This window comes from Anaerobacillus sp. 63XJN7_5_ISO-PGPR-S23-430 (assembly GCF_056173695.1).
The window spans coordinates 3,995,874-4,009,383 of the sequence record NZ_CM149686.1; the positions used below are offsets into that span (position 1 = coordinate 3,995,874).

The 13,510-nt window shown below is 38.1% G+C and carries 19 protein-coding genes and 1 riboswitch; of the genes, 4 read left to right on the plus strand and 15 right to left on the minus strand.

Annotation, left to right across the window (positions count from 1 at the left end; all coding sequences use genetic code 11):
- From AC0VYJ_RS20515 to AC0VYJ_RS20535, 5 genes are all read right to left on the minus strand, one after another.
- Positions 1-1,281: a TRAP transporter large permease gene (locus AC0VYJ_RS20515; protein ID WP_430247055.1), complete on the minus strand. Its 1,281-nt coding sequence runs from the start codon at positions 1,279-1,281 to the stop codon at positions 1-3.
- Entirely contained in the window at positions 1,278-1,748 is a 471-nt protein-coding gene (locus tag AC0VYJ_RS20520) for a TRAP transporter small permease (RefSeq protein WP_430247056.1), read from the minus strand. Before AC0VYJ_RS20520 ends, AC0VYJ_RS20515 begins: the two co-directional genes overlap by 4 nt.
- 67 nt (positions 1,749-1,815) lie before the next feature.
- Positions 1,816-2,838: a TRAP transporter substrate-binding protein gene (locus AC0VYJ_RS20525; protein ID WP_475366135.1), complete on the minus strand. Its 1,023-nt coding sequence runs from the start codon at positions 2,836-2,838 to the stop codon at positions 1,816-1,818.
- A gap of 317 nt (positions 2,839-3,155) precedes the next feature.
- The gene (locus AC0VYJ_RS20530; RefSeq protein ID WP_430247164.1) at positions 3,156-3,794 is read right to left on the minus strand and encodes a GntR family transcriptional regulator; all 639 of its coding nucleotides are present in this window, start codon (positions 3,792-3,794) and stop codon (positions 3,156-3,158) included.
- Positions 3,795-3,947: 153 nt separating this feature from the next.
- On the minus strand, positions 3,948-4,241 hold the full coding sequence (locus tag AC0VYJ_RS20535; protein ID WP_475366136.1) for a hypothetical protein: 294 nt from the start codon (positions 4,239-4,241) through the stop codon (positions 3,948-3,950).
- A gap of 213 nt (positions 4,242-4,454) precedes the next feature.
- Positions 4,455-4,555: riboswitch (cyclic di-GMP riboswitch) on the plus strand.
- Between the two features lie 22 nt (positions 4,556-4,577).
- Between AC0VYJ_RS20535 and AC0VYJ_RS20540 the strand changes: the two genes are divergently transcribed.
- Entirely contained in the window at positions 4,578-4,697 is a 120-nt protein-coding gene (locus AC0VYJ_RS20540) for an anti-repressor SinI family protein (RefSeq protein WP_194218417.1), read from the plus strand.
- A gap of 113 nt (positions 4,698-4,810) precedes the next feature.
- Positions 4,811-5,146 (plus strand): helix-turn-helix domain-containing protein, encoded by a 336-nt coding sequence (locus tag AC0VYJ_RS20545; protein ID WP_194218416.1) that lies wholly within the window; start codon positions 4,811-4,813, stop codon positions 5,144-5,146.
- A 190-nt stretch (positions 5,147-5,336) separates the two neighbouring features.
- On the opposite strand, the gene AC0VYJ_RS20550 is transcribed toward AC0VYJ_RS20545, so the two are convergent.
- Genes AC0VYJ_RS20550 through AC0VYJ_RS20560 form a run of 3 tightly spaced genes read right to left on the minus strand, consistent with a single transcriptional unit; the run spans position 5,337 to position 5,901 of the window.
- On the minus strand, positions 5,337-5,474 hold the full coding sequence (locus AC0VYJ_RS20550; protein ID WP_475367532.1) for a DUF5658 family protein: 138 nt from the start codon (positions 5,472-5,474) through the stop codon (positions 5,337-5,339).
- 28 nt (positions 5,475-5,502) lie between these two features.
- Positions 5,503-5,766: a hypothetical protein gene (locus tag AC0VYJ_RS20555; protein WP_475366137.1), complete on the minus strand. Its 264-nt coding sequence runs from the start codon at positions 5,764-5,766 to the stop codon at positions 5,503-5,505.
- Positions 5,767-5,778: 12 nt separating this feature from the next.
- The gene (locus AC0VYJ_RS20560; protein ID WP_226615716.1) at positions 5,779-5,901 is read right to left on the minus strand and encodes an anti-repressor SinI family protein; all 123 of its coding nucleotides are present in this window, start codon (positions 5,899-5,901) and stop codon (positions 5,779-5,781) included.
- 312 nt (positions 5,902-6,213) lie between these two features.
- Here AC0VYJ_RS20560 and AC0VYJ_RS20565 point away from each other — a divergent pair, with 312 nt between their 5' ends.
- Positions 6,214-6,546, plus strand: coding sequence for a helix-turn-helix domain-containing protein (locus AC0VYJ_RS20565; RefSeq protein ID WP_430245758.1), 333 nt, complete (start codon positions 6,214-6,216; stop codon positions 6,544-6,546).
- Positions 6,547-6,617: 71 nt separating this feature from the next.
- Here the strand turns inward: AC0VYJ_RS20565 and AC0VYJ_RS20570 are convergent, their stop codons facing one another.
- From AC0VYJ_RS20570 to AC0VYJ_RS20595, 6 genes are all read right to left on the minus strand, one after another.
- Complete coding sequence (locus AC0VYJ_RS20570; protein WP_475366138.1) at positions 6,618-6,791, minus strand: hypothetical protein; 174 nt, start codon at positions 6,789-6,791, stop codon at positions 6,618-6,620.
- 221 nt (positions 6,792-7,012) lie between these two features.
- Positions 7,013-7,435: a 3-hydroxyacyl-ACP dehydratase FabZ gene (gene fabZ, locus AC0VYJ_RS20575; protein ID WP_194218411.1), complete on the minus strand. Its 423-nt coding sequence runs from the start codon at positions 7,433-7,435 to the stop codon at positions 7,013-7,015.
- Positions 7,436-7,453: 18 nt separating this feature from the next.
- A complete protein-coding gene (locus tag AC0VYJ_RS20580) occupies positions 7,454-7,738 on the minus strand; it encodes a DNA-directed RNA polymerase subunit beta (protein WP_475366139.1) in 285 nt (94 codons plus the stop codon).
- A 36-nt stretch (positions 7,739-7,774) separates the two neighbouring features.
- Positions 7,775-8,776: a rod shape-determining protein gene (gene mreB, locus AC0VYJ_RS20585; RefSeq protein ID WP_194218409.1), complete on the minus strand. Its 1,002-nt coding sequence runs from the start codon at positions 8,774-8,776 to the stop codon at positions 7,775-7,777.
- Between the two features lie 139 nt (positions 8,777-8,915).
- Positions 8,916-9,188 (minus strand): sporulation transcriptional regulator SpoIIID, encoded by a 273-nt coding sequence (gene spoIIID / locus AC0VYJ_RS20590; RefSeq protein WP_048311390.1) that lies wholly within the window; start codon positions 9,186-9,188, stop codon positions 8,916-8,918.
- A gap of 502 nt (positions 9,189-9,690) precedes the next feature.
- Positions 9,691-10,602, minus strand: coding sequence for a M23 family metallopeptidase (locus AC0VYJ_RS20595; protein WP_194218408.1), 912 nt, complete (start codon positions 10,600-10,602; stop codon positions 9,691-9,693).
- 301 nt (positions 10,603-10,903) lie between these two features.
- Between AC0VYJ_RS20595 and AC0VYJ_RS20600 the strand changes: the two genes are divergently transcribed.
- On the plus strand, positions 10,904-12,391 hold the full coding sequence (locus AC0VYJ_RS20600) for a glycosyltransferase (protein WP_475366140.1): 1,488 nt from the start codon (positions 10,904-10,906) through the stop codon (positions 12,389-12,391).
- 53 nt (positions 12,392-12,444) lie between these two features.
- On the opposite strand, the gene spoIID is transcribed toward AC0VYJ_RS20600, so the two are convergent.
- A complete protein-coding gene (gene spoIID / locus AC0VYJ_RS20605; protein WP_430245333.1) occupies positions 12,445-13,449 on the minus strand; it encodes a stage II sporulation protein D in 1,005 nt (334 codons plus the stop codon).
- Positions 13,450-13,510: the final 61 nt, after the last annotated feature.

The following is a 13,510-nucleotide window of genomic DNA, read 5'->3' on the forward strand; positions in this document are numbered from 1 at the left end:
CTACTCTATTAAGTTAGGTATAAAGGTAACAATTGTCGGGAAAAAGACAATAAGTAATAGCGCGACACATAGAACTCCTACAAAGGGAACTGCACTCTTCATAGCGTGGTCCAGTTTTACACCTGAAGATGAACATGCGACGAATAAACATACTCCTACTGGTGGAGTTAGCGTGCCAATCGCAATATTAATAACAATCATCACACCAAAAACAACAGGATCCATACCAGCGCTCATAGCGATCGGTAACATAATAGGGACAAACATAATCAATAAAGCAAGTCCCTCAATAAACATCCCACCGACTATGAAAATGACATTGATAACTAAAATAATAAAAATAGGGTTATCTGATATACTCAAAATAAGATTGCTTAAAATCTGCGGGAAATTATGACTTATGAGAATCCAACTGAACAAAGATGAAGCTGCAATGATAAGCAACACATTTCCAGAACTGATAATTGCTTCAACAAAAATCCCAGTCATATCTTTAAATTTTATGCTTTTATAGACGGCCAAACCCAGAATTAGCGTATAGACTACTGCGATAACACTAGACTCAGTAGGTGTGAAAATCCCGGTTAATATTCCTCCCACAATGATAATTGGTGCCATTAGAGGTAAGATTGCTTTTCTAAAACTCTTTATAAAATAAGAAATAGAAAATCTTTTCTTTTCAGAAGATCCATAGTTTTTTATCGAACAAATAAATCCGGACACTACCATAAGCAAAATACCAATTAGTAACCCTGGGATGATCCCGCCTAGAAAAAGTTTTCCAACTGAAATACTGGCTATTCCACCTAAGACAACCATTGGTATACTCGGGGGAATGATAATCCCGATCGAACCAGATGCCGCTTGTAGAGCAGCAGCAAACCTTGCAGGAAAGCCCATTTTCACCATACTTGGCGTCATAACACTGCTTAAAGCAGCCGTGTCAGCAGGTGCTGAGCCAGATATTCCACCCATCAGCATACCCGAGGAAACACTTACATAACTCATCCCACCTCTCGTCCATCCAATGATCGAGTCAGCAAAGTTTACAAGCTTTTGCGTTAATCCACTTTTATCCATAATGACACCTGTCAGCATAAAGAAAGGAATGGCTAATAACGTAAAACTATCCATTGAAATAAACATCTTTTGTGGAACGACCAATAACGGAATTGAACCTTCATACAATATTGTAAAAATGGATGCTACACCTAAAGAAATACCTACTGGAACACCGAAAATAAGGAGTAGAAAAAACGAAATAAATAAAAGCGCTATCATAAATTCTCCTTCCCTCTAACGTTTATGAGAATAATAAAGATAATCGCCAAAATGCCTGATAGGGGAATAATTGAATAAATATAACCGATTCCAATAGGCAATACCGAAGCAGTTCCTGAAAAGTTTTCAATCACAAACATAGTCCCTTGCCAGGTTAGCACACAGAAGAACGCCCCTGTGATGATGTGAATAACCACGTTCACTCCCTTAAAATACTTCTCAATCTTTTCAACAACAAATGTTATCGCGATATGTCTTTGTTTATAGATCCCCATCGTTATGCCTAAGAACATTAACCACACAAATATAAATCTTTCGAGCTCTTCCGCCCACACCATTCCGCTTGAAAAAACATATCGGAGAACGACCTGCATAAACACCAAAGTCACAAGGACTAACATTAAAATTAAAATAACTTTCCCCATAATGCTTTCTATTCGATTACCTACTGCGGCACTTTTATTCAAGCTTCTCCCCCCTGACTGTAATAATGAAATAACAGATGGGGCGCTTATGAATTCGCCCCTAGATTTGTTATTTTGTATCAATTATCTTTTGAATTAAATCTTCTCCAAATTCCTCACCGTACTCTTCGTATACAGACTGTACGGATTTCCTCCATGCATCTTTATCGGGGTCCTTCTCAATTTGTAACTCTCCAGTATCTTCAAGAAACTTGATCTCTTCCTTTTCCTTATCACGGATCAATTTTCTTTCATAATCTCCCGCTTCCTTGGCAGCCTCCAATAAAGATTCTTGAATATCGGCAGGGAGCTTATCGAATTTCTTAGGGTTCATAATGAGCAACATTGACGTATACGTGTGGCCATCAAGGACCATATAATCCTGTACTTCATACATCTTAGAACTTTTAATTGCAAATACTGGTCCTTCTTGTCCATCCACTACACCATGTTGGGAAGCCATGTATAATTCAGAAAATGGCATCGGCACAGGATTTGCCCCCAAAGCTTCTGTCGTTGAAATCAATACTGGCCATTCTGGCGTTCTAATCTTTAATCCTTTAAGGTCTTCAGGAGATTCAATAGGTCTAGCACTATTCAAAAAGTGTCTGAACCCCGATTCCCAATAACTCATGACTTTGAAGCCACCCTTTTCTTCAGCCTCTTCCGCAAGTAATTGTCCAACTTCTCCTTGCAAAACCTTATCTACGTGCTCTGCGTCTCTAAAAAGAAAGGGAAGATCGAATATAGAATATCGCGGATAATATTTTGTAACGCTACCTGAAGCAACTAGAGAAATATCCACTGTCCCCATCTTAGTGCCCTCTGCCAGCTCACCCTCATCTCCTAGCTGACTATCATGGTATACTTCTATCTCCACTTGACTATCTGTCTTTTCTGCAACTAATTCTGCAAATTTCTCAGCACCAGCATGAAATTGGGAGCTAGTAGGTTGATTGTGTCCTAACTTAAGCCTAATAGTTTCTCCATCCCCAGCTGATGTGCTGCTTTCACTCGCACCGCACCCCGTTAGACTGATCGTAAGAACGACTGTTAACAAGAAAATTGAAATACCCTTAAACTTTCTCCCCATCTTTTTCCCTCCAGGTAAATAGAATTGTATAAAACAGCAATGGTCAATTACTGTAGCTACCAAATTTCAAAAACCTTTCACTATGTAGATTAACCCTTATTGCGCAAACCTGTTAGCGCTTACAAAGTGTAGAAAATTTAATCATTGTTATACCCTTTACTTATGCAATAATAAAAGCCATTAATTATTATATATAATATATAGTGATTATATATAATAATTAATGGCATGTCTAGGGATTATATATAATATATAGTGATTATATATATAATCCCACTATTATATTAGTGATTTTTTATATGATTTCTTCTGACTTCTTATTTAACCATTTTCATAATATGTTCTCTGAAAGCTTCCTGAACTTCTTCTACATCACCTTTTTCCATTAATTTCACCAGATCTAAATGATATTTATATACTTCATCAGGACGGATTTGAACTTTAGGATTGAGCGCTGTAATATACCTCCTGATATGTCCAGTTAGCATATTCCATATTCTAGTGTAGACTTCTATTTTGGACCATTGAATAATGGTTCGGTGAAACTCCATATCTAAATCAGATTGCAATAAATATTCCGGCTTACCGAACTTCATTCGATCCACAATGTCATAAAGTTCTCCTATATCTTTTTTTCTCAAATTAGGTAAAATAATTTCTAATGCATTCGTTTCAATTTCTGCTCTCATTGAAAATATATGGTACATTTCCACCTTATCAATTTCAGTAACGAAAGCTCCTTTATACTTAACCGTGCGAATAAGCCCTTCTTCTTCTAATCCTCTTAAGGCCTCTCGAACAGGAACCTGGCTTATTCCAAACTTCTTTGCTACTTCTGTTTCCACTATTCGATCTCCAGGCTTTAGATTGTTTAAAATAATATCATCTCTTAAATTTTTTTTAACTTTATCCTTTAAGGAGACTAACGATTGTTTACTTGGTTTTCGTTCTTCCATTTTTCCCAACCCTTTTCAAATAGTATTAAAAGCTTTTACATTGTAACGAGTAAAAAATGTTTATAAATGATGTTTCAAATTATATATAATACCATTATATATAATTTGAAACATCATTATAAGAGAATTAAAAAAAGAGACCCGTTAAGGTCCCTATTGCTGGTTTTCAGTTTCATCATTCGGTTGCTTTTCAGTGTCGTCCATGTCCCCTTCATCCATGTTACCATCTTCATCTTTATCGCCTTCTTCTGAACCATCCTTATTCATTGTATCATCGTCTTCCTGATCAATCGTTCCATCGTCTTCGTTAACATTCTCTTCATCTTCTGGTGTATCTTCTTGCATTTCGGGATCTTCTACCGGTCCTTCTTCTTCATTTGCATTCGAACAAGCCGCAATACTCAGGGAAAGAAACATCGTCATCAGTAACAACATCCACTTTTTCATAGAAAAACCTCCATCGTTGTAATAGTCCTATTTTGACCATCTCAAGTGGATGTATGTATTTTCCTAACACCAAATTTAAAAAAAGCTATTTATTTACAAAAAAAGTCATATATTTTTGATATTTTTTACAAATTACAACACATTTCGTAGGTTTAATGGCCTATTATAATAGTAGGATTTTCATAAATATATGATGGATCGTACAAAGTATCCTCCAGAAAAGGGCAACCATTTTTGAAAAAAAGTGGGCGCAAAGTAAACAGATCTAAGGAAGCTTGTTGATAGAAGGCTTCTATGATGGCTGAACTACCTGGAAAGAGTTTAAGGAGGAGTTACATGGGCGTACATACGGAAGAAAATCTGGACGAGGAATGGATTAAATTAATGAAAGAAGCGAAGGAATTGGGCATCAAAATTTCTGAAATCAAAGCGTTTCTCAAAAATGAGGGAATGTAACCTGAACGAAAGCGGCGGAACGGACGCCGCTTTCGTTCTATTTACGGAACAATAACATACTGGTATAATTACATACAATCAAAGAATTTTGTCGAAGCATCGGAGGGATACACGTGATAGGTGAAGAAGTAAAGAAGTATCGTTTACGCAAAGGGTTATCTCTTTCAGAATTAGCGGAACGTGCGAATGTGGCCAAGTCATATCTGAGTTCAATTGAACGAAATATACAATCAAATCCCTCTATCCAATTCCTAGATAAAATATCTAATGTTCTTGATGTTTCGGTAGAGGTACTACTTCAGGGAGATGATCCTATTCATCAGAGTGAGTTAGACTCGGAATGGAAAAAGATCGTTAAAGAAGCAATGGAGTCTGGTATAAGTAAGGACCAGTTCAGGGAGTTTCTGGAGTTTAATAAGTGGCGTGCCAAACAGGGATCTGATCAATAAATTGTTTTTTTAAGAGCCGACATCTTCCAGTAGGCTCTTATCTATTTAGTTAACAGGATATATACCTAATAGCCGTGGATACACAATATGAAAGAATATAATGTTGAAGCCACGATTAATAAAATCCGTATTAAACCGGATTTAAAGTGATGAAATTTTAAAAGTAAGGCGATCAAAAAAAGAGACAAACCTATTTATACATTAGGATAACAAGTGGATCCATTTGAAATAGCATTCGCATTAATGGATTCACTTCTCCGATCCATCCATTTTGAACTCCACAATATGTGATAAATCCATCAAGAGCGTTAATCCATGCTAAATAAATAACAAAAAACTGCTCCTACGTTTTCCCTTTATTCATAATGAGACGATATATTTTGGTTTTGTATAATCTCCCTAAGTTCATCGTACATTTTCTGTTCATCTCGGATTATTCCTTTGATGTCTTGTTCTTTATTTTCAAGTCCGTGGATTTTCTCTAGAATAAAAGATAAATCGCACTTCCCTTTATATTCGTCATTGATGTAGAGTTTGGCGATCTGTTTATCAACCGCAATGATTTTAATCCTCTTCCCTAAAATATAAGAGACAAAAGTCCCTTCCCCTAATTTGATCACCATCATTCCTCCTTATTTTTTTGAGGAATTGATTAGAAAATCCTTCACTTCCTCCTTAGATAATCCCATTCTTCTTGCAATTGAAATAAGGGTCACCCATTCCTGATCCAATTTTTCGTCAGTATACGTTTTCATTCCCCATCCCCCTTATATAATTCAGCAATAAACGACATTAATAAAGAACGTTTTGTTCTTTATTTAGAATGTACATCTAATATAGTCTTATTTTGGAAGATTAAAAAGACTGAAAATTCTTTATATAAGACTGTTATCAGCTTATAATCTTCTATATCCTACCAAATACTCTCTCGTTCTTAAATTTTAAATATTTTGTTCAAAGAGACTTTTAGAAAATTAATATAAAAACACGACATTTGTTCTGTTTACAGAACAAATTGTTCTTGATAAAATTAACACAATAAATAATGATAAAGTCGAGGTAAAGGGATGATAGGGGAAAAAATTAAACTTTATCGGAATCGTATGGGACTGTCTTTAACTGAACTCGCTAAACGGGCAGGGGTTGCCAAGTCTTATTTAAGTTCGATTGAACGAAATCAACAGGCTAATCCTTCTATTCAATTTCTTGAAAAAATAGCGGCAGAATTAAAGGTTCCTATGGAAGTGTTCATATTAGAAGAAGATCACGAGGAGCCGGCACTCGACACGGAGTGGAAAGAATTAATCGAAGAAGCGATGCGCTCAGGTATTACAAAAAAAGATTTCGCAGACTATTTAGAGTTTAAAAAGTGGCAACTCCATCATGGCAATGATGAATAAAACAACTACTTAAAATCGAATTTCTATTGAAATATGAAACTCCTGTCCACGAAGGACAGGAGAGAAAGTTCTTATTCAGCAGAGTTCTCAGAGTTTTCGTTAGCCGTTGGCTCTTCGGTGTTGGTTCCATTGTTCATAGAGTTATTGCCGTTCTCAGAATCATTTTCACCGCTGTTACACGCTGTGATTAACATTACAGCTACTAACGAAGTTGCAATTTTGAGCATGAATTTCTTATTATTCATTTCCAAAATTCCTCCCTGAACTCGATAAGTTTTACCGCTATGTAGCGGTTGAGTAAATCATAGCAGGTAAAAAAGGGTATTTGTTAGAATTTACATAGTCTCTATGATCGTTTAACATTACATCAACATTTGAGTCATCATCGAGCCTCTACTAAAGTGAACTTCACACTCCAAAAAACCCCTATTTCCGTATAAATTACGGAAATAGGGGTTTGCTTGTCCTACTTCAATGCAAACATAATCTCGGCTTCAGCTGCAACTTCGCCGTCCACTGTTGCTGTTGCTTTACCTTTGCCGATCGGTCCTTTGATACGAATGATTTCAACTTCGAGACGAAGCTGATCTCCCGGTTTAACCTGTTTTTTAAAGCGACATTTGTCAATACCAGTAAAGAAAGCTAACTTGCCTTGATTATCTTCCTTCTTCAGCATCGCGACAGCACCTACCTGAGCAAGTGCTTCAACGATTAACACACCTGGCATAACAGGGTAATCTGGAAAATGTCCATTAAAGAACTCTTCATTCGCTGTTACGTTCTTAATACCAACTGCTCTTACTTCTTCTTCTACTTCAAGAATTCGATCAACGAGCAGAAAAGGGTAACGATGCGGGATAATCTTCTTAATGTCCTGACTATCTAACATAATTCATTCTCCTAACTGTTACTCTTCTTTTTTGACGATATCACTAATCTTTACCCATGTACTCTTCTTAAAGACGTCTGCAGGGCTTCCGTCTCCAATGACACCGTAACCGATCATCGCACCTGCTACAAGTGAAGCGACGAGCAATAGGGCAACGAGAAGAAGGCGTAGCCAGATTGGAATTAACCGAATCCTTGGCTTACGCTCTTTAATTTCTTTATTCTTATTCGTTTTTATGGCCTCTTCATTAGGAAGTTCCTTATGCTCTGAGGTCTGGTTCACCTTTTCATGGTTGTTCGCCATTATGATTACACCCTTACGAATAGTTTCCGTTCTAATTTAGACTAATTTTTTCTTTGCAATTTTGTCAATATGCTCAAGCATGAGGCCTGTCCCTTTTGCAACGCAGCTCATTGGCTCTTCGGCAATGAGTACAGGTACCATTAGCTCTTCAGCGAATAGCTGATCAATACCGTGAAGCAAAGCACCCCCGCCTGTCATGATGACACCACGGTCAATAATATCTGCTGAAAGCTCTGGAGGAGTTCTTTCAAGTACGCTCTTCGCGGCCATTACCATATGTGTAATTGGCTCCTGAAGGGCCTGCTGAATTTCATCAGATTTCACTGTGATCGTGCGTGGAAGTCCTGAAACCATATCTCGTCCACGAATATCAAGTTCTTCTTTCCGGCCGCCTGGAAATACCGTTGCTACGTTAATCTTAATTTGTTCTGCTGTCCGCTCCCCTATGAGAAGCTTATACGTTTTCTTGATGTAATCCAGGATTTCGTAATCGAACTTGTCCCCTGCCATTTTAATGGAAGAGGCGGTGACAATATCGCCCATTGAAAGAACTGCGATATCCGTCGTTCCACCGCCAATGTCCACAACCATATTACCGCTTGGCTGAAATATATCCATACCAGCGCCAATCGCTGCTACTTTTGGTTCTTCTTCAAGGAAAATTTGTTTTCCACCGCTTTTTTCAGCAGCTTCTTTAATCGCTTTCTTTTCAACAGACGTAATGTTTGTTGGCGTACAAATTAGAATACGCGGTTTAGATAGAAAGCTTTTTACATTAATTTTGTTCAAGAAATGTCTCAGCATCACTTCTGTAATATCGAAGTCTGCAATAACGCCATCTTTCAATGGACGTGTTGCAACGATGTTTCCAGGAGTCCGGCCAACCATTTGTCTTGCTTCTTCACCTACAGCAAGTGCTCTTCCAGTACCAGTGTCTAATGCCACGACAGAAGGTTCATCCAACACTATGCCTCTGCCTTTCACATAAATCAGTACGTTCGCGGTACCTAAATCAATCCCAATATCACGTGAAAACATGACTTATCCTCCCTGTATTCTTTCACTCATCTATTGTCTCAGTCCTAGTATGTTTAAACTACTTATCCATTAGTATATTGTACCACAAATAAAGAACCAGGAAGAAAGTATTTAGAAAAAAATGTCGTTTTCAGGCGTATTATTTGACAGCTTCTTCTTTTTCCGTATCCTTTCTATATTTTATTCTCGTCGCTTCGCCGCCGCGGAGATGGCGTATCGATTTATGATACTCGAGAATCCCCTTCACCTCATTGGCGAGGTCCGGATTAATTTCGGGAAGCCGTTCTGTTAAATCCTTATGAACGGTACTTTTGGACACTCCAAACTCTTTGGCGATCACCCTCACCGTTTTCTTAGTCTCCACGATGTAATTTCCAATCTTGATGGTTCGCTCTTTGATGTAATCGTGCACACCACTCGCCTCCCTAAATTGGATGTGAGAGATGCGAAATGAGACTGATAAAGTGATCATGCTACGAAGCTCTAGTCATCAGGTCGACCTACATGATGTCAGGAGTATTGCATGCAAGAATACTTCGAAGCCTTACCACAACTTCTCACCTCTGCCCCTCATTTACTAAGTTTTGTAACATTTTATTAAGGCAAAGGTGGTTATATACCAAAAAGTCAAGAGGGACAAGGGATTTTATTTAAATTTTCTTATAATGAGCGATTTTTGCCTTTTTTGTATGCTAAATCATTTCCTAAAAGAACCTCTTCTATAGAATTTCTCTTCGCATCTTTGCATGCGATTATTTACTAATTGATTTCTTTAATCCTCAAGATTCAGAGCAATTTCAATGCTTTTTTAAGCAATAAAACTGGAATTAGCATGCTATTTCCCGGGAAAGGTCGAACGATGTCATGTTGAATTGTAAACAAATAAAAAAACCCCGATTGCTCGGGGATTTCTGTTACTCTGAATCCTTTGTATCTGATTTTTGATCATCCGATTTCTGCTCATTGTTATTTTGCTCGTCGGATTTATCCTCGTCAGCACTCTTTGCATCATCTTCGGCGTCTTTCTCAGCATCCATTTCGGATTCTGTACTGTTGTCTTTGTTCTCAACATCAGTACCTTCTGAGGCTGATGGGTTGGAAACTTCATTTCCAGCTTTTTCTGGACCTTCAATTGCTGAAGAAGGTTGATTAAAAACATCAAGTGGGTTAACTGGAGTACCATCTTTACGAACTTCAAAGTGTACGTGTACACCAGCGTCTGTATCAAATGTGTTTGTTCCAGCCTTACCAAGCTTATCGCCTTGCTTCACTTTATCGCCTTCTGCCACTTCAACTGCTTCAAGCGATTCATAGACAGTAACAACCCCATCTGCATGTTCTAAATGAACTACATTTCCTAGCAGCTGGTCGTCTGATACTTTAACAACCTTTCCACTCATAGCAGCTTTAACTTCAAAGCTTGCTCCATCTTCACTAGCGTAGTCAATTCCTGCATTTTGGTAGTAGGTATTATTATAGAAAACAAGGGCTGCTTGTTGTTCTTGCGTGCTAGCTGATGTGTCATAGAATTGTTTCTGCACAAATACACCACTATCTTCGGATGCAGGTACTTTAAAGACTTCTGAATCACCAAGGACTGGAACGGACTCGTCATTAGTGTCAAAGGCACTTCTTTCTTCATCAATTCCGCTTAAATCTTTCGGGCCAGCATTTTCTTGCCCACCTTGCATCCAAAGAACGGCTGCAAGAACAATTGCTGCAAAACCAAGATAGACTGCCGGATAGATCCAGCGTTTCCTTGCTAGCTTCTGCCATTTAGAAGCGCTTTTTTCAACAGGATGAGATCGTTGTTTTTCGTCTCCCATTTGTTCATCACCTCAGCAACATTGTGGTCAGGTTGCGAGATTTATATACATGTTCCTAAAAAAATGTCTATTTATTTTTTGATAAGGGGGATGTTTTTATTCATGAATTCGGTTTTCCCAGTATTTACTTACGATTTTAGGCGTATTTTTCTATATATGCCATTATTTCTTGTTTTATATTTTGTTATCTGTTTGTAAGAATGATTACTTGAATATGAGGGTATATAACCTTTAACAACACTTTTGGCACTAAAATCCGTTTTGATTTATTCAAGACGAGAATGAAGGGGATTACTCTATTATGAATTACGTCATTACATCAACACTGCCCGAGCAATTTGGAGGCAGAACAAAGTCCCTCCTCGATCGTACTAAGAAATTAGTAGAACAGGCTGACCTGAACTATACCATTATTACAACAAATTATAATCCTTACTATGGGGACATATATGAGCAATATTATAGTGAAAACAAAGTACCGCGTTCGGTGAAAATGATGAACATCTACGACTATCTTGCCGATCGTTCTTATTCTGGTGATAGAGTCGAACAACCACTTGAGGAAGAAGGACTTACGTATCGTGAAATTAAAAAGAATAAAGCCTATCGCTATTTTGAAAACGGCGAATACGTTCTTTATAAGAGTTACGATTCGGAAGATGGATCACTTAAATTCATTGATTTTATGGATCCTTATAATCGCAAACGTGCGTGTCGAAAGGAATTTAATAAACGAGGAAAATGCCATCGGAAGATCAATTACAAACAAGGGACGACAAATAAGCTTGAAGAAATCTATTATGATGATCGCGGACATGCTTATGTTAACCAAACATACGATGGGACGAGTGACAACAAGATTATCCGTATCCATCATTTCACTGAAAAAGGCATCCTTGAATTTAAAACAGAAAAAGATTTCTTCCGCTATTGCCTGGAGCAGATGATTGAGGATTCTTCTACCATTATCAATGACGCTCGTCTTCTTGATAAACCTATGTGTGAGCTGAAAGGTAACGATCTTACGAAAATCGCAATTCTTCATAATACACACTTACAAAGTGAAGATATCAATGATATCAAATCATCTTATCAATATATTATCGACCATGCAGATGAAGTTGATCATATCGTCGCGTTAACCCAAGAGCAAAAAAACGATCTCTCTCATTTAATTTTTAACAATGAAAAGATTTGCATTATCCCGCATTCTATCGCGCCATCAACCTTAAATCTGAAGGGAGAGCGTGAAAATAAATTTGTTTTCATCGGTCGCTTAACTGATGTGAAGCAACCTGACCATTTAATCGAAGCCTTCCAATTGGCTAGAGAACAGCTGTCTACTTTCACTCTTGATATATATGGTGAAGGCCCGATGAAAGAAAAGCTCGAAGAAAAAATCAAAGAATATCAGCTTGAAAAGCACATTTTCTTAAAAGGGCTAACAGATGACCCAGAAAGCGTATTTGCTACTGCAAAAGCATCTTTCCTGCCAAGTCAGTACGAAGGGTTTGGACTCGTTATCATGGAAAGCCTAAACAATGGTTGCCCAGTTGTAGCTTATGATATTAAATACGGACCAAGAGATTTAATAAAAGACCAGGAAAACGGACTTATGGTTGAAAAAAATAATATTGAGGCTTTGTCTGAAGCAATGGTACAAGTTAAGGATAAATTATTTGGCAAGATCGAAGTAGATAAGGAGTACCGTGAGCCAGCTTTCGTAAAAAATTGGACAACACTTATCGGAAAACAAGAGAAAAAATTTAAGTTATCCTTCTTCAAATAATAGCTATTCACAAAACTTACCCAAAGATAAAAGGCCGCATTAAATGCGGCCTTTTATCTTTGGGCTGTAAAATTCGTCACGTATTTTTCCATTTCACTAATGGCAACACCTTGATAATAATATTTAACGATATCAGAGTAAGCACTGCCGTCCTCAGCCATTCCATTAGCTCCATATTGACTCATGCCTACGCCGTGCCCAAATCCTTTCGTGGAAACAGTAATCGTATCGCCGCTCCGGTCCCATGTGAAGTCAGAAGAACGAAGGCCAAGAAGGTCCCTGACTTCTCTTCCTGTAAACTGCTTCCCATTTATTGAAACTTCCGCAACTCTTTTACCTTCCGTCAAGTTTTTGATCGTTCCAATCGATTGGTCATTAGTGAGCGTGACTCCTAACTTCTTTTCGAAGTCGGCTACTGTAAACGTCGCTTTGTCTTCATACTTTGGAGAATCAACGTCCCAAGGACTTTCGACACTTCTTAAGTACGGAGCTTTATTTTCCCAATAATCTTCCGAATTCTCGGTATAGCCGTTGCTTGTTGAGAAAAAGGAAGCATAAATCGGATTCCCATCATACGTTAAAATTTGCCCTGCCGTGGCTTGAACTGCTTCTTCTATTCTTGCATATTTCTCTTCAAAGTCTTTGCCCCATGCTTTCTTAAGCTCGGCTTCATCTCTATATACCTGATCCTGAACCGTATCCGTTACAACCGCTTGATCGGGAAGGTCCGCAGGAGGGTTTGTGAGCTTTGTTACGACAAATGTTCTCGCTGTGAGAGCTTGAGCCTTTAAAGCTTCCATATTGAAATCTGTAGGCATCTCAGCAGCAACAACGCCTTTTACATAATCTTCGATCGGTATGCTCGTCGTCACAGTCTTTGCTGAACGATAGACCGGAACTTCCACTTCCACCACTTCTGCCACCTTCTTCTCAGCCATCTGATTTCCTTCACTTACTGGTTGCTTCATCTCCGTTGTTCCAAAAGGTAAAACCAGGATAGATGGAAGAAGGATTAGAATCGCTGCAAATAGAATAAGTGAACCTACCATTCGCTTCATCCGCATGCCTCCTTCTCGATTGTTTACCCCTATCATCGTATGGAGTTGGACAACCATTTAG